Origin of the sequence: Microbacterium testaceum StLB037, from assembly GCF_000202635.1 — a bacterium.
GTDB lineage: Bacteria > Actinomycetota > Actinomycetes > Actinomycetales > Microbacteriaceae > Microbacterium > Microbacterium testaceum_F.
On the sequence record NC_015125.1, the window covers coordinates 641390 to 656694 of the forward strand.

General features: G+C 71.4%; 14 protein-coding genes. 13 read left to right on the forward strand and 1 reads right to left on the reverse strand.

Annotated features, from left to right (window positions below; translation table 11 throughout):
• The first annotated feature begins 110 nt into the window (after positions 1-110).
• The 5 genes from MTES_RS02940 to wecB are packed head-to-tail and all read left to right on the forward strand — an operon-like array spanning position 111 to position 4842.
• On the forward strand, positions 111-1412 hold the full coding sequence (locus tag MTES_RS02940) for a choice-of-anchor G family protein (RefSeq protein WP_013583693.1): 1302 nt from the start codon (positions 111-113) through the stop codon (positions 1410-1412).
• 4 nt (positions 1413-1416) lie between these two features.
• Complete coding sequence (locus MTES_RS02945; protein WP_013583694.1) at positions 1417-1611, forward strand: hypothetical protein; 195 nt, start codon at positions 1417-1419, stop codon at positions 1609-1611.
• Entirely contained in the window at positions 1608-2972 is a 1365-nt protein-coding gene (locus tag MTES_RS02950) for a glycosyltransferase family 2 protein (protein WP_013583695.1), read from the forward strand. Before MTES_RS02945 ends, MTES_RS02950 begins: the two co-directional genes overlap by 4 nt.
• Complete coding sequence (xrtS, locus tag MTES_RS02955) at positions 2969-3700, forward strand: exosortase S (RefSeq protein ID WP_013583696.1); 732 nt, start codon at positions 2969-2971, stop codon at positions 3698-3700. The genes MTES_RS02950 and xrtS overlap by 4 nt, the downstream gene beginning before the upstream one ends.
• Positions 3697-4842 carry a non-hydrolyzing UDP-N-acetylglucosamine 2-epimerase gene (wecB, locus tag MTES_RS02960; RefSeq protein ID WP_013583697.1) on the forward strand — a complete coding sequence of 382 codons (1146 nt, stop codon included), beginning with the start codon at positions 3697-3699 and terminating at the stop codon, positions 4840-4842. Before xrtS ends, wecB begins: the two co-directional genes overlap by 4 nt.
• A gap of 76 nt (positions 4843-4918) precedes the next feature.
• On the opposite strand, the gene MTES_RS02965 is transcribed toward wecB, so the two are convergent.
• On the reverse strand, positions 4919-6847 hold the full coding sequence (locus tag MTES_RS02965) for a BglG family transcription antiterminator (protein WP_013583698.1): 1929 nt from the start codon (positions 6845-6847) through the stop codon (positions 4919-4921).
• Positions 6848-7027: 180 nt separating this feature from the next.
• Here MTES_RS02965 and MTES_RS02970 point away from each other — a divergent pair, with 180 nt between their 5' ends.
• From MTES_RS02970 to MTES_RS03005, 8 genes are all read left to right on the forward strand, one after another.
• The gene (locus MTES_RS02970; RefSeq protein ID WP_013583699.1) at positions 7028-7375 is read left to right on the forward strand and encodes a PTS sugar transporter subunit IIB; all 348 of its coding nucleotides are present in this window, start codon (positions 7028-7030) and stop codon (positions 7373-7375) included.
• 2 nt (positions 7376-7377) lie between these two features.
• Positions 7378-7653 carry an HPr family phosphocarrier protein gene (locus MTES_RS02975; RefSeq protein WP_013583700.1) on the forward strand — a complete coding sequence of 92 codons (276 nt, stop codon included), beginning with the start codon at positions 7378-7380 and terminating at the stop codon, positions 7651-7653.
• Between the two features lie 26 nt (positions 7654-7679).
• Entirely contained in the window at positions 7680-9377 is a 1698-nt protein-coding gene (gene ptsP, locus MTES_RS02980) for a phosphoenolpyruvate--protein phosphotransferase (RefSeq protein ID WP_013583701.1), read from the forward strand.
• A 102-nt stretch (positions 9378-9479) separates the two neighbouring features.
• Complete coding sequence (locus tag MTES_RS02985) at positions 9480-11147, forward strand: PTS mannitol transporter subunit IICB (RefSeq protein WP_013583702.1); 1668 nt, start codon at positions 9480-9482, stop codon at positions 11145-11147.
• Positions 11148-11250: 103 nt separating this feature from the next.
• Entirely contained in the window at positions 11251-11688 is a 438-nt protein-coding gene (locus tag MTES_RS02990; protein WP_013583703.1) for a PTS sugar transporter subunit IIA, read from the forward strand.
• Positions 11685-12836 carry a mannitol-1-phosphate 5-dehydrogenase gene (locus MTES_RS02995; protein ID WP_013583704.1) on the forward strand — a complete coding sequence of 384 codons (1152 nt, stop codon included), beginning with the start codon at positions 11685-11687 and terminating at the stop codon, positions 12834-12836. The genes MTES_RS02990 and MTES_RS02995 overlap by 4 nt, the downstream gene beginning before the upstream one ends.
• A 271-nt stretch (positions 12837-13107) precedes the next feature.
• Entirely contained in the window at positions 13108-13884 is a 777-nt protein-coding gene (locus tag MTES_RS03000) for an alpha/beta hydrolase (protein WP_013583705.1), read from the forward strand.
• Between the two features lie 230 nt (positions 13885-14114).
• Positions 14115-14960: a type IV toxin-antitoxin system AbiEi family antitoxin domain-containing protein gene (locus tag MTES_RS03005; RefSeq protein ID WP_013583706.1), complete on the forward strand. Its 846-nt coding sequence runs from the start codon at positions 14115-14117 to the stop codon at positions 14958-14960.
• Positions 14961-15305 lie beyond the last annotated feature (345 nt).

Consider the following 15305-nt stretch of genomic DNA (forward strand, 5'->3'; position numbering starts at 1 on the left):
GTGCGACACCGATGTGCGGATCTCCGCAAGCCCTTAGCGTCACCACGACCCGCACAACCCGACCCGAACGCGGGCTCCGTGACGCGCGGAACAATCAGGAAGAAGACACCATGACCACCCGATCATCAACGTCGGCCGCCCGGGCGTGGCGGACGACCCGAGCCGCGGGCGCCGTCGCCGTCGCCGCCGCTCTCCTCATCCCCGCGACCAGCGCCCAGGCTGCCGCCGTCGTCTCGCAGGGCACCGGCCGACTCGTCGAGACGTCGCTCCTCGGCACGAACGTGCTCGACAACGCCCTCGCGTTGCGCGGCGCGCAGGCGGTAAACCCGGATGCCAGCGGCGATGTCACCGTCGACCAGCCGCTCGACGCCTCGGCCATCGCGGGACTCATCGGCCTCTCGGCGGGATCGACGAACCTCTTCGGCGACAACGGAATCATCCAACTCGGCGCCGTCGGCCAGTACGCGCAGGCGCGCGACGACGGCAGCTCGTCCGCGTTCTCCGGGGCCGTCTCGGCCGCGCCCAGCCTCATCGGTGTCGGCACGGTCACCCCGTCCAGCGTCGGCTCGCCCTCCGCGAACCAGTCGGCGACCTTCCGCCTGGGATCGGCGTCGGCACCCGTCGGGCTGCAGGTGGACCTCGGTGTGCTGGCCGCCTCGGCTCAGCAAGCCGCCGACGGCACGCAGACCGGCCAGTACGTGCTGTCGGACGCCGGTTTCGCGGTCGACGGGACGGTCGTCTCCGGCGCGCTCGCGATCGTCAACCCGGCGCTGAACACGCTGATCGCCCTCGCGAACACCAGCGGCGCGGGACTGACGAACCCCTTCGCATCGGGCAAGATCCAACTGACCCTCGACGACCTCACGTCGGCCGCCGGTGTCGCCAGCGTCAACGATCTGCCGCCGGGCACCGACCTGCTCTCCTACGTCCCGCAGGCCGTCGCGAACAAGATCATCAGCCAGGTCAACGGGGTGCTGGACGCGGCGAGCGCTCTCGCCGCCAACCTGCGCTCGAACATCTTCACCGCGCCGGCGGGCATCGCCCTGCAAGCGGCCGTCAACACGGCCAAGGCGACGATCGTCCCCGTGCTGAACGGGATCAGCAGCACCGTCGTCACCCCGCTCGGCAATGCCCTGACGCAGCTGGCGCAGATGCAGGTCAACGTGCAGTCGACCGGTTCCGACGGTTCGTTCACGCAGACCGCGCTGCGGCTCGGCCTCGGCCCGTCCGGGTCTCTGGCGAGTGTGAACCTCGCGAACGCGACGGTGGGCCCGAACGCCGGACAGCTCGCCGTTCCGGTCGCCGGTCCCGAGTCGTTGGCCCTGGCCGGCGGTTTCGTCGGCGTCGGGGCGATCGTCATGGCGAGGATCGCGCTGCGTCGCCGCACCCGCCCGGCATCCATCCGGAGCTGACGCGATGTACCGCAACGGCGCGATGGGCGGAGGGGCCGCGATCCTCGCGGTCACCGGCTCGACGGCCCCGACGGCGACGCTCGTCGTCGTCGGGGCCGGCGCGGCCCTGCTCGGCGCTCTCTTCGCGTGGCGCTCCGTGTGGCTGCGCGGTCACGGCGACGAGGCCACGGCATCCGGAGAGGCGCGACGGAACCCGTGAACCCGCTCGACATCCTCTTCTCGCTCTCGTTCGTCTTCCTGGTGATGTTCCTGACCTACACGACGCTCATCGTCGTCCCGTTCGCGCGCCGACGGCGTGCACGCGGTGGGGACCCCCGGGCGTTCGAGTGGCACGCCTTCATCCCCTGCCGGGACGAGGCGACCGTGATCGCGGACACGCTGAGGAGGATGCGCGAGCGGTTTCCCGACGTGCACGTGTGGATCATCGATGACGCGAGCACGGACGGCACCGGGGACATCGTCTCGACCATCGCCGCCGGCGACCCCTTCGTGCACGCCGTGATCCGCCGGCTTCCCGACGCCCGCACGGGCAAGGGGGCTGCCCTCAACGCCGCCTACGCGCAACTGACGCACTGGCGAGTCGCGCAGGGTGAGGGCGGAGCCGAGGACGATCGCACCATCGTCATCGTCCTGGACGCCGACGGATCCCTCGCCCCGAACGCGCTTCGGCAGGCATCGGGCCCCACCGCCTTCGGCGCAGCCGACGTCGGTGCCGTGCAGGTCGCCGTGCGGATGAGCAACAGAGACGACCCCGCGCCTCTCCCGGGACGGGGTCGTCTCGCCCAGGCGTGGGCGCGCTACCTCGTAAGGATGCAGGACATCGAGTTCCGCACCACGATCGCCGCGATGCAGGTCCTGCGGATGCGCACCGTCTCGGTGGGGCTCGGCGGCAACGGCCAGTTCACCCGCCTGAGCGCCCTGCGCGCAGCCTCGTCGGCGCAGGGAGAACCGTGGGGCGATGCCCTGCTCGAGGACTACGAAGTGGGGCTCCGGATCATGCTCGCGGGATATCGCACGGTGTACGCCCACGACACGTGGGTCTCGCAGGAGGCTCTCCCCTCGGCGCGTCGACTCCTCACCCAGCGCACGCGATGGTGCCAGGGCGGACTGCAGTGCGCGCGCTACCTCCCGCGGATCTACTCCTCGCGCAACTTCACCAACGCCGGTGCCCTCGAGGCGGCGTACTTCCTCGCGATCCCCTACATCCAGCTCGCCGGGTCGGTACTGTGGCCCAGCGTCGCCGCGGCGATGCTGGTCTCGGGAGCCCTCGCGCCCGGCGGCATCCTCGGCTGGATCTCCTCGTCCATGTGGATCGTTCCGCTCTGGGTGCTCACCGGCATCCTGCCGTTCTCGCTCTGGCCGCTCGTGTACGTGCTGCGCGAGGAGCGGCACCCCCTCTGGCGCGCGGCGGTGTGGGGACTGGGCTACTGGCTGTACATGTACCAGAGCTACGTCTGCGTGATCCGCGCCTTCGGCCGCATGCTGACGGGCCGGCGCGGGTGGACCAAGACCCGCCGCAACGCGGAGGCCGGACGCCTTCTGCTGGCGGTCGAGTCGTGAGCATCGCCGTCGCCGCCCCGCGCACGGGTCGGGCTCATCGCACGGTCCTCGCCGCGCTCCTCCTCACGACCGCGGCGCTGTTGATCGTCGCGGAAGCCGACACGCGCCGCGCCGAGGCGCAGCTCGCACGCGCCGTCGTCGCCGCACTGACCCCCGGCCGCGCGGTCGCGTCGGGATCGATCGTGTACTTCGGCATCGGCACGCCCGAGGTCACCGGGCTGTCGATCACGACCCTGTGCTCGACGACGGTCCTCGTCGTCCCCCTGGTGCTGGTGGCCGTGGCCGTCCTGGGCGTGACGCGCGCCCGCTCCCCCCGGGTCGGTCTGGGTCTCATCGTCGGAGTGGCCATCGCGGTGACCAGCAACATGATCCGCTTCGGCTCCGCCGCGTGGGCGTACAGCGAGTACGGGCGCGACGGGTTCGACCTCGTGCATCGCTACCTCGGCTCGCTCTTCGTCATCGCCGGTTTCATCGCGGCGATCCTCCTCGTGTTGCGCATCGCCCTGCGCGAGTCCCCTCGCCGAGCGATTCCGGATGCCACCCTCCGGCGACGCGGTCGTGCGCGCGCCGAGGATGCCCCGCGCACGACCCGCCGCGGCAGGTCCACGGCCTCCTCGACCGCGAGGAGCGCGGCGCCCGCCACGGATCCTCCCGCCGATCTCGCGGCCCCTCTTCGCCGCGACCGCCACCGCACCGGTACCCGACCGGGCAGAAAGGACCGCCGATGAGCCGTCCCTGGATCGATGTCGTCTACGGAACCCGACCGGAGGCCGTGAAGTGCGCACCGCTGGTCGCCGAACTCCGGCGACGGGAGTCCGCGCGCACGACCGTGACCGTCACCGGCCAGCACCGGCAGATGGCCGATGAGGTCAACGCGTCGTTCGGGATCACGCCCGACGTGGACCTCGACGTCTTCCGGCGGGGTTCCTCTCTCGCCGAGACCTCCTCAGCGATCTTCGCCGCCCTCGCGCACCGGTGGGCCGAGGCGGCCCCGGATGCCGTCGTCGTCCAGGGTGACACCGCGAGCGCCGCGCTCGCCGCCGTCGCGGCGTACTACGCGGGAGCCCGCGTGATCCATCTCGAGGCGGGGCTGCGATCCGGCGACCTGCGTTCGCCCTTCCCCGAGGAGGGCAACCGCCGGCTGATCGCGCCCCTGGCCTCGCTGCACCTCGCGCCGACCGACAGCGCCGCCGCCAACCTCCGTGCCGAGGGGGTCGCCCCCGACGACATCGTGGTCACCGGAAACACCGGTATCGATGCCCTGCACTGGCAGAGGACCCACCCGCAGCGTTTCGACGATCCCGCGATGGAGGAGGTCGTGAACGGATGGGACAGGCTCGTGCTCGTGACTGTCCATCGACGCGAGTCGTGGGGAGGGCCGCTCGCCCGGGTCGTGGCCGCGGTGGCCGAGACGGTCACCGCCCGTCCCGACGTCGTCGCGGTCTTGCCCATGCACCCGAATCCGCGGGTACGTCGCGAGGTCCTCGCGGCCGTCGGCGACACCGATCGCGTGATCCTGTGCGAGCCCCTGCCCTACGCGCAGTTCGGTCGCCTTCTCGCCCGCGCCCACTGTGTCGTGACGGACTCGGGCGGAGTGCAGGAGGAAGCGCCCGCGCTGGGCGTGCCCGCCCTGGTCGTGCGAGACACGACAGAACGCGGGGAGGGCGTCGAAGCCGGGGTCGCGCGGCTCATCGGCACCCGCAGAGAGGTGGTCGCTGCGGAACTGGCGACCCTGCTCGACGACCCCGCCGCACACGCGCGCATGTCCCGCGCACGAGAGCTCTACGGCGACGGGCGGGCCGCTCCGCGGGCGGCCGATGCGATCGAGAGCCTGCTCAGTGTGGCGCGCGCGGATGTCCTGGCGGGCTGACGGCAGCCGATCGAACCCGGCATGGCGGCGAGCTCTCCGTGGACGGCAGGAAGGACGCTTCGTCCGCTGACCGGCCTCAGCCGTCGATCACCGCGACCAGCTCGTCCAGGAACGCCGCGAAATCCGTGCCGCGACGGACTATGCGCTGCACGCTGTCGCGCTCGCTGAACACCTCGACGAACTGCTCGAACACCGTCTGGAACGCCTCGCGGTCGGTCTCGCTGAACGCCACGAGCGCCACCACCTGCACGCGGCCCTCGCCCCACGCGATCGAGGGGTCGGCGATGCCGATCGCGATCCGCGTCTGCGTGGCCGTCATCCCCATCGCGTGGGGCACGGCGAGCGCGTCGGTGAACGCCGTCGACGAGATGGCCTCGCGCTCGACGGCCCGGGTGACGTAGTCGTCGTCGATGACGCCCTGGTGCGTCAGCAGCGCGCCGAGGTCGCGGATGACACCCGCCTCACCCTCGGCCCCGTCGAGGCCGCGCACGAAGGCGTCCGGAGAGAAGTAGCGCTCGAGCTCGGCGCGCAGCCGGGCGAGCCGCCTCCCGCGCCGCACGCGCCCCGCCGCGGCCTGCACGCGCTCGACATCGGCGTCGGTGAGGAACGGCTGGATGCGGACGAACCGGTCGCCCGTGCGCGGCGGGTCGATGGTCGTCAGCACCAGGTCGGTGTCGATGCCCTCCCACACGGGGTCGATGCGGGTCTCGACGCCGACGACCTCGATCGCCTGACCGAGCGAGCGGTCGACACTCGAACGCAGCAGCTCGTGGAGCTCGTAGTACCCGGGGCAGACGATGGTCGCGGTGAGGAGCTGATCCGCCCGGCGGCTGCGCTCGAGACGCCCGCCGACGTGCATCGCGACGTAAGCGATCTCGTCGTCGAGGATCGGGATGCCGAGCGAATCCTGCAACCCCGTCGCGATGTACACCGCGACCTCGAAGATCATCGGATACGTCGACTTCAGCGAGCGGGTCAGGGGGTTCCGCGACCACGCCTGCTCGCGCGAGCGGTGCAGGAGGTTCTGCACGTGCAGCGCGAGCCGCAGGATGAAGTCCTCGTGCACGATGTCGACGAGGAACTGGGATGCCGCCGCCTCCACGACCGCGCGCACGGCCGCCTCGACCTCGGGCGACAGGCGGGCGCGCACGTCGTCGGCCGCGGGGGCGCCGGGCGCGACGATCCGCGTGAGCACCAGGGTCGCGAGATGACGGAGGTCGCCCTGCCCGAGCTGGACCCCGATGTGCTTGAGCGTGAGGCGGTCCAGCAGCTCCGCGACCGCCGCCGTGGCATCCGACACGTCCGCCCCGGTGGATCCGAGAGCGCGGTCCCGGGTGGTGCGGTCGGCCGCGATCGCGATGTGCATCACCACGTCGCCGATGCCGATCTCGTTGACGAAGTAGCCGAGAGCGCCGAGTTCGGCGACCAGCTCGGCCTTGAACGGACCGAACGCGCGGGCACCGACCGACCTCTCGCCGAGCGTGCGCCGCAGCGCGTCGAGGTCGAAGTGCCCGGCATCCATCTCGTCGTGCGCGAGCTTGGACAGCAGCCGCCGTTGCGCGACCTCGGTCCCGCGGAGGCGGGCGAGGGATGCCGAGCGCTCGAGGGTCAGTTCCGTTCCGCCGAGGAGCCCCCGCACGCGCGAGAGATCCGCCTCGAGCGTGGCCGCGCTGACGTGCAGCGCGTCGGCGGTCTCGAAGACGTCGATGCCGTCGGCCGAATCCAGGAGGCGCCGCACGAGGGTGTGGAGGCGATCGCGCGGGGTCCCGGCATCCGCTCCCCCGCTCGCGCGCAGTGCCACGGCGGCTTCGCTTCCGGCGCGGTAGCCCAGCGGTCCGGACTCGACCGCCGTGCCGTCGCCCACGCGCGCGTTGATCGCCGTCACGTAGGAGCGGACGCTCCGCGGGGTCACCCCGAGTGCGTCCGCCAGGGATGCGGCCGTCGACCACTCCCCGTCGCGCAGCAACAGGGCCAGCAGGCGGTCTTGGCGAGCTTTCGTCGTCACGATCCGTCCTCCGCGCCGCGCCCGGTGTGGCAGCGCTCCCTCCATCCAACCACGCGCCCCGGGTCACGGCGCGGGAGGCGGAGCGGGCGAGCGGCATCCGTGTTCCGGGGGGTGGGAAACGAACCTGGTTGTCCGCTGAGAGCCTCTTCCGGACAATCGAGAGGTAAGGAGGCGGGTTCGATGAGGATCCTGGTGGTCTGTGGTGCGGGTGCGTCCAGCACATTCGTCGCGCAACGGGTACGTCGCGCGGCCCATGAGCGCGGCCTCGACTACTCCGCCTCCGCCGGAACGATCCGTTCCCTCCCGATCGACCTCGACTCGTGCGACGTCGTCCTCGTCGGTCCCCATCTCGAGACCGATCTCGACGGAATCGAACGGGATGCCGCGACCCGCGGCGTTCGGGTGGTCCTGCTCCCCGCTGACGTCTTCACCGACCTCGACGGCAGCCGCACCCTCGCTCTCGTCCAGGGAGCGCTCGTCCAGGGGGCGCTGGGCGCCCGTCCGCTTCCGACCCTCGAGAAGGAATGACCATGCCTCGTCTCACCCGGACGGTCCGCATCGGATCGTCGCACGGCCTCCACGCACGCCCCGCGAAGCTCTTCGCGCAGGCCGCGAAGGAGTCCGGCATCCCGGTGACCATCGCCAAGGACGCGGGGTCGCCGGTCAATGCCGCGAGCATCCTCGGCATCATCGCGCTGGGACTCGAGTACGGGGACTACGTCACCCTCACCGCCGATGGCGACACCGCTGAGGCGACCATCGATCGCCTCAGCGAACTGCTGACCACCGACCACGACGCCGCGTAAAGACGGCCAGTAAGGAAACGAGCACCATGACGGAACTCCGTGGAGTCGGAATCGGACTGGGCGTCGCCCAGGGACCCATCGCGCGCATGGCGGAGCCGCTGCCGGCGCCGAAGGACGCGAAGAGCGAGCGGAGCGTCGAGGACGAGACGGCGCGCGTCCGCGAAGCCATCGGCGCCGTCGCCCGCGAGCTCGAGGCGCGCGGAGCCCAGGCCGGCGGCGCCGCCCGCGATGTGCTCGAGGCGCAGGCGATGATCGCCGAAGACCCGACCCTCGAAGCCGAGGTCGACAGCCGTCTCGCGGCCGGCAAGACCGGCGAGTTCGCCGTCCACGACGCGTTCGCCTCGTTCCGCGAGCAGCTGGTCGCCCTGGGCGGCTACCTCGGCGAGCGCGCGGCCGACCTCGACGACGTCGCCCAGCGGGTCATCGCGCGTCTGCGCGGCGTCGCGGCCCCCGGCATCCCCGATCCCGGTCACCCCTTCGTGCTCGTCGCGAAGGACCTGGCTCCCGCCGACACGGCGCTGCTCGACCTCGAGAAGGTCCTCGCCCTGGTCACCACCGAGGGCGGCCCGACCTCGCACACGGCGATCCTCGCGCGCGAGAAGTCGATCGTCGCGGTCGTCGGCGCGGCCGGCGCGAAGGACCTCGTCGACGGACAGTCGGTGATCGTGGATGCCGCCGCCGGCGTCGTGACCGTCGACCCGACCGACGACGAGAAGGCGCGCGCGCTCACCCGTGCCGCCTCGCGCGCCGCCGCGGCATCCGCTCCCATCACCGACGGCGCCCTCGCCGACGGGACGAAGGTGCCGCTGCTCGCGAACCTCGGAAAGCCCGGCGGCGCCGCCGAGGCCGTCGAGCTGGGCGCCGAGGGCGTGGGCCTGTTCCGCACCGAGTTCCTTTTCCTGAGCTCCAGCTCCGCCCCCACCGTCGAAGAGCAGCGCGCGGCCTACATCGAGCTGCTCAGCGCGTTCCCCGGCAAGAAGGTCGTCGTGCGCGTGCTGGACGCTGGCGCCGACAAGCCGCTCCCCTTCCTCAACGACGCGCACGAGGAGAACCCCGCCCTGGGCCTGCGCGGCCTGCGGGCGCTCCGCGCGAGCGAGGACATCCTCCGGGAGCAGCTGACGGCCCTGGCGGAGGCGGATGCCGAGACGCGGAAGTCCGAGGCCGGTCCGGCCGACCTGTGGGTCATGGCCCCCATGGTCTCGACCGTGGAGGAGACGCGATACTTCACCGACATCGCGAAGGACTACGGGCTGAAGACCACCGGCGTGATGGTCGAGGTGCCCTCCTCCGCGCTCCTGGCCGACCGCATCCTGCAGATCGCGGACTTCGCCTCGATCGGCACGAACGACCTGACCCAGTACACGCTCGCCGCCGACCGGCTGCTCGGTTCGGTCGCCTCGTTCCAGGACCCGTGGCATCCGGCCGTCCTCCGCCTCATCCGCGAGGTCGGAGCGGCGGGCCAGGCCCACGGCAAGCCCGTGGGCATCTGCGGCGAAGCGGCGGCCGACCCGCTGCTCGCGGTCGTCCTCGTCGGTCTCGGGGCCACCACGCTGTCGATGGCCCCCACGGCCCTCGCCGACGTGCGCGCGACCCTCCTCAGCCACACCCTCGACGATGCACGTCGCATCGCCGAGGCCGCCCTGTCCGCCGACGACGCGGCATCCGCCCGCGAAGCAGCCCAGGCCGCTTCCTCGACCCGAGAGGCCGTCTCCCCGGCCTCCTGACCCACCCCGGGGGCGGTGACCGCCGCCCCCACCCGCACCACGGCGCAAGCCGTTCCCCCCACCGCGCGGCTCCCGCCGTGCACCTACCAAGGAGACACAGCAATGACGACGACGTCACCCGCAAAGAAGCCGGGAGGGGCTCGGATCGCCGTACAGCGATTCGGCACGTTCCTCTCCGGCATGATCATGCCGAACATCGCGGCATTCATCGCATGGGGTTTCATCACCATGCTCTTCATCCCCGCCGGGTTCTTCGGCGCGAACAGCCCCTTCGGTCCGGCCTGGCACTGGTCGCCCGTGGCCGACATCATCGGCGGCGGCGGCGACGCGGCGGCCATCGGATGGCCGGGCGCCATGACCGCCCTCACCGAGGGCGACAACGGCACCTACCAGGGCTACGTCGGCCTGGTGAGCGTCATGATCACGTACCTGCTGCCGCTGCTCATCGCCAACACCGGCGGACGCATCGTCTACGGGGCGCGCGGTGGCGTCGTCGGCACGATCGCCGTCATGGGCGTCATCGTGGGCACGAACATCCCGATGTTCCTCGGCGCCATGATCATGGGCCCGCTCGCGGCCTGGATCACCAAGCAGATGGACAAGCTCTGGGACGGCAAGATCCGCCCCGGCTTCGAGATGCTCGTGAACAACTTCTCGGCCGGCATCCTCGGCATGATCCTCGCGATCGTCGGCTTCTTCGCCTTCGGTCCGGTCTTCCTCGGCGTCAGCGCGTTCCTCGGTGGAATCGTCGGGTTCCTGGTGCAGTTCAATCTGCTCCCGGTGCTGTCGATCATCGTCGAGCCCGCCAAGGTGCTGTTCCTCAACAACGCCATCAACCACGGCGTCTTCACCCCGCTCGGCATCGAGCAGGCGGCCGAGTCCGGTAAGTCGATCCTGTTCCTCATCGAGGCGAACCCCGGCCCCGGCCTGGGTCTGCTGCTCGCCTTCACCTTCTTCGGCATCGGTGCGGCGAAGGCCTCGGCCCCGGGCGCGATCATCATCCAGTTCTTCGGTGGCATCCACGAGATCTACTTCCCGTACGCCCTCGCCAAGCCCATGACGATCCTGGCGCTCATCGCCGGTGGCGCCTCGGGCGTGGCCGTGAACATGATCTTCGGCGGCGGCCTCGCGTTCCCGGCCGCCCCCGGCAGCATCATCGCCGTGACGGCCGCAGCCGCCGGCGGTGGCGTCGCCAACGTGCTGGTGGTCTACCTCTCGGTGATCGTCGCCGCGGTCGTGACCTTCCTCGTCGCGGGCATCATCCTCCGCGCCTCGCGCAAGCGCGACCAGGAGGCCGAGAGCGACAGCTTCGCCGCCGCGATCGACCAGACCGCCGCGAACAAGGGCAAGGAGTCGGCGACCCTGGGCGCCCTCCGCACCCGTGCGGCCGGCACCACCGGCTCGGGCACCACGGACGCCGCCGAGAGCGACATCGACGGGGCGCTCGGCGGGCTCGAGGGCGGGGTCGCGACCAAGCAGCTGAACACCATCGTGTTCGCCTGCGACGCCGGCATGGGCTCCTCGGCGATGGGCGCGAGCGTCCTGCGCAACAAGATCAAGAAGGCCGGCATCGAGGGGGTCACGGTCACCAACCAGGCCATCGCGAACCTCGACGGCTCGGCCGACCTGATCATCACGCAGAACCAGCTGACCGACCGCGCGAAGGCGCAGTCGCCCGACGCGCTTCACGTGTCGGTGGACAACTTCATGAACTCGCCGAAGTACGACGAGGTCGTGGAGATGGTCCGCACCCAGCACGAAGCGAAGTAACCCCTTTAGCACGGAGGGGCTGGGGCACAACCCCGGCCCCTCCGTCTTCCCGTCCGGCCCGCGGTTTGCGAGGCTGGACAGCACGACGAGAAAGGCGAGAACCATGTCGAACGTCCTCCGCATCGAATCCGTCCGCATCCACCCCGGAAGCGCCACCCGCGAGGAGGCGATGAAAGAGGCGGCCGACCTGCTCCAGGCCGCGGGATCCGTCACCCCCGACTACTTCGCCGCCATGCAGGCGCGCGAAGAGACCGTGTCGACGTACATGGGCAACGAGCTCGCCATCCCCCACGGCACCAACGAGACCAAGCAGGCGATCCTCGCCTCCGGCCTGTCGGTCGTCCGCTACGACGGCGGCGTCGACTGGGGCGGGGAGCCCGTGTCGTTCGTCGTCGGCATCGCCGGCAAGGGCGACGAGCACCTCGAGATCCTGTCGCAGATCGCCATCCTCTTCTCCGAGGAGGACGACGTCGCGCGTCTGAAGGCCGCCTCCTCCCCCGAGGAGCTGTTCGAGGCCCTCTCGGGTTCCGTCAACGCATGAAGGCCGTCCACTTCGGCGCCGGCAACATCGGCCGCGGATTCGTCGGTCTGCTCCTGCACGAGGGCGGGTACGACCTCGTCTTCTCGGACGTCTCCGCGGCTCTCGTGGAGGCCATCAACGCGGCGTCGTCGTACACCGTGCACGAGGTCGGAGAGGGCGGCGTCGACAAGGAGGTGACCGGCTTCCGCGCGATCGACAGTTCGGTGGATGCCGAAGCCCTGGTCGACGAGATCGCCACGGCCGAGGTGGTCACGACCGCCGTCGGTCCCACGATCCTCAAGTTCGTCGCGCCGCACATCGTGGCGGGCCTCGCTCTGCGCGACCCCTCGCTCGCGCCGCTGCAGATCATGGCGTGCGAGAACGCGATCGGCGCGACCGACCAGCTGCGCGAGCACGTGGTCGAGCTCGCGGGCGAGTCGTGGGACGCTCTGGCCTCCCGCGCCGTGTTCGCCAACACCGCGGTCGACCGCATCGTGCCGGCGCAGTCGGGCGGCGGCGTCGACGTCACGGTCGAGCCGTTCTACGAGTGGGCGATCGAGCGGGCGCCCTTCGGCGACACCCCGCCGCACATCCCCGGCGCGCACTTCGTCGACGACCTCGAGCCGTACATCGAGCGCAAGCTCTTCACGGTCAACACCGGTCACGCCACGACCGCGTACTTCGGCGCCCAGGCCGGCATCGAGCGGATCTCCGACGCGCTCGCCGACCCCGCCATCGCCGCCAAGGTCGAGGCGACGTTGGAGGAGACCAGCGCTCTCCTGGTGGAGAAGCACGAGCTCGACGCGGACGTGCAGGGCGAGTACCGCGCGACGATCCTGCGGCGCTTCCGCAACCCGGCCCTGCCCGACACCGTCGGACGCGTGGGACGGCAGCCGCTGCGCAAGCTCTCCCGGCACGAGCGGTTCGTCGGCCCCGCGGCCGAGGCGATCGAGCGGGGCCTTCCCGTCGATGCTCTCGTCGCCGCGATGGCCGCCGCCCTGGAGTTCCAGGATGCCGAGGACGCCCAGGCCGTCGACCTGCAGCGGATGCTGCGCGAGCTCGACGCCGAGGCGTTCACCGCCGAGGTGACCGGACTCGACGCGGAGCACCCGCTGTTCGGCCGGATCGTCGAGATCGTGGCCGCCCGACAGGCGGCGCTCACCGCCTGACCACCCGACACCGCCGACGCGGCCGCTCCTCGCGGCGCGTCGGCGGTGTCGCGTTTCTGCGGCGGCCCGTCTTTCCGCCGCGTCATGCGACACCCGCGCGCGGTCGCTCGCCCTCGGCGCGTCCGCACGGAAGGGCGGCGTCGCGGCCGTCCCGAGCAACACACGCGGGCCGCCACCACACCTCGGCACGTCCGCGCGGAACCGCGGCCATCGGGGCCGCTCCGAGCTCAGCGCGGGGCGCCGTCCCCGCGCCGGAGATACGCTCGAAGACGTGACCGACAGCACCCCCTCCGCCGCCCCCGCTCCCGCCCCGCGTCGCCGGCGCCGGTGGGTGCGCTGGACCCTCGGCGGCCTGGGCGCTCTCGTCGTGCTGCTGGTCGGCGGCATCCTGATCTACAGCCAGGTCGGCGTGATGGGTGCGGAGCCCGCGCCGCTCGCCGCGGCCGAGGCGAACCCCGGTCTGACCATCACCGATGACGGAGCCGGCATCGTCCTCTCCCCCACCGCCGGTGCGACCGGCCAGGGCCTCGTGTTCATCCCGGGCGCCAAGGTCCAAGCCGAGGGGTACATCGCGACCTTCGCCGACACGGTCGTCGACGACGGCGTCACCGTCGTGATCACGAAACCGTGGCTGAACCTCGCGTTCTTCGACCCGCGCCCGCTGTCCACCTTCACCGACCTCGCGCCGGACGTCTCCGCGTGGGCGGTCGGCGGGCACTCCCTGGGCGGCGTGCGCGCGTGTCAGCTCGCGACCGACGCCGACGCGCTCGTGCTCTTCGCCTCGTACTGCGCGAACGACCTCTCGGCATCCGGGCTCCCCGTCCTGAGCCTTTCGGGCTCGGAAGACGGCCTGAGCACCCCGCAGAAGATCGCGGATGCCAAGGCCCAACTGCCCGCGAACGCGACCTTCGTCGAGATCCCCGGCGCCTCCCACGCGTCCTTCGGCGCGTACGGCCCCCAGCCCGGCGACGGCACCCCGACGGCCGACCCGACCGACGTGGATCGCGTCATCGCCGAGGAGCTGGCCGGGTTCCTGCCGCGGCCGTAGCGCGCGGGGGCCTCCGGTCGCGGATGCCGCGGTCACCGCCTCCGCGAGCGAAACTCCTGAGAATCCTCCGCTTACGCGATCGGCATCTCCGCAAGAGGCCCGCACACGGCGGAAAGTCAGGAGTTTCGCTCGCCCGACCTCGCCGCCGACTCCTCCTCCCCCGCGCCCCTTATCCACAGCTCGAGACCCGGCCGCCGGGCGGCGGTCCAGAGAACGGCCAGGGTGGGGCGATGGCATCCCTCGCTTTGCCCGACGACGACCTCGACGTGGTGTGGACGACACGCCGGCTCCACGCCGCCGGGTGGTCGCGGCGTTCTCTCGCCCGTGCCGTCGCCGACGGAACGCTGGTCCGTGTGCGACAGGGGCGGTTCGTCGCAGCCGGCGCGAACGGTGACATCGTCGCGGCTGCCCGCGTCGGCGGACGGCTGGACTGCATCAGCCTTCTGGCTCTGCGCGGCGTGTTCGTCCACCAGCGCCCGGACCTGCATGTGCAACAAGACCCTCTGGCCAGTCGCCGACCCCCGGCTCCCCCCGGCGTCGTCTACCACTGGCGAGCATCGTCGGCGTCCAAAAGCCGTCTGGGGGTCGACGTCGTGGAGGCCCTCGCGCAGGCGATCCGATGCCAGCCACCGCGTTCGGCGGTCGCGACCCTCGACAGCGCGTGGCACCTCGGGCTCGTCGACGAAGCCGACATCGACGAGGTGTTCACCCGCGTCCCGCGTCGTTTCCAGGTACTGCGTCGCCTGCTGGATCCGCGCGCGGAGGCGGGCACCGAGTCGATCGTCCGACTGGTGCTTCGTCAGCTCGGGTGTCGCATCGACCTGCAGGTCCGCATCGACGGGGTGGGTCGCGTCGACCTCCTGGTCGACGGATGGCTCATCGTCGAGTGCGACAGCGAGAAGTTCCACAGCACCTGGCACGTGCACAAGAAGGATCGGCGCCGCGATATGGCGGCCTTGGAACGCGGCTACGCGACGCTCCGCCTCCTCGCCGAAGACATCCTGTACCACCCCGACCGCGTGCGCGCCGCGCTCGAACGCATCCTGAAGCACGGTGCTCCCGGGCGAAACTCCTGACTTTTCGCTCTGCCACCCCTCCAACGCCGGTCCTCCGCGCCGCGCGGGCCGGTTTTTCAGGAGTTCCGCTCACCGAAGGCAGATACCATCCGCTCCGCAGCGCGCGGACGCCCCGCCGCGCCCGCCACCCCGCGCGGGCGAAACTCCTGAAGACCGCACGCTCGCCGCCGGGGATGGCCCCTGTTCGGCGTCGCACTCGTGAATCTCAGGAGTTTCACCCGCCCGCGGCGCGCGAGGGACGCAACGCGAGAACCTGCGCGGCGCTCAAGCGCGAATGCGAGCCGGCCCGCGGCTCTCCCACCGCTCCCGAAAACGACGGCGGCGCCCACCGAACCGGTGAGCGCC

Excerpts from the sequence above, each read along its gene's own strand:
- wecB (WP_013583697.1), top strand. The coding sequence starts at position 3,697 with ATGAGCCGTCCCTGGATCGATGTCGTCTACGGAACCCGACCGGAGGCC.
- MTES_RS02975 (WP_013583700.1), top strand. The coding sequence starts at position 7,378 with ATGCCTCGTCTCACCCGGACGGTCCGCATCGGATCGTCGCACGGCCTC.
- MTES_RS02940 (WP_013583693.1), top strand. The coding sequence starts at position 111 with ATGACCACCCGATCATCAACGTCGGCCGCCCGGGCGTGGCGGACGACC.
- MTES_RS02985 (WP_013583702.1), top strand. The coding sequence starts at position 9,480 with ATGACGACGACGTCACCCGCAAAGAAGCCGGGAGGGGCTCGGATCGCC.
- MTES_RS02990 (WP_013583703.1), top strand. The coding sequence starts at position 11,251 with ATGTCGAACGTCCTCCGCATCGAATCCGTCCGCATCCACCCCGGAAGC.
- MTES_RS02995 (WP_013583704.1), top strand. The coding sequence starts at position 11,685 with ATGAAGGCCGTCCACTTCGGCGCCGGCAACATCGGCCGCGGATTCGTC.
- MTES_RS02945 (WP_013583694.1), top strand. The coding sequence starts at position 1,417 with ATGTACCGCAACGGCGCGATGGGCGGAGGGGCCGCGATCCTCGCGGTC.
- ptsP (WP_013583701.1), top strand. The coding sequence starts at position 7,680 with ATGACGGAACTCCGTGGAGTCGGAATCGGACTGGGCGTCGCCCAGGGA.
- MTES_RS02970 (WP_013583699.1), top strand. The coding sequence starts at position 7,028 with ATGAGGATCCTGGTGGTCTGTGGTGCGGGTGCGTCCAGCACATTCGTC.
- MTES_RS03005 (WP_013583706.1), top strand. The coding sequence starts at position 14,115 with ATGGCATCCCTCGCTTTGCCCGACGACGACCTCGACGTGGTGTGGACG.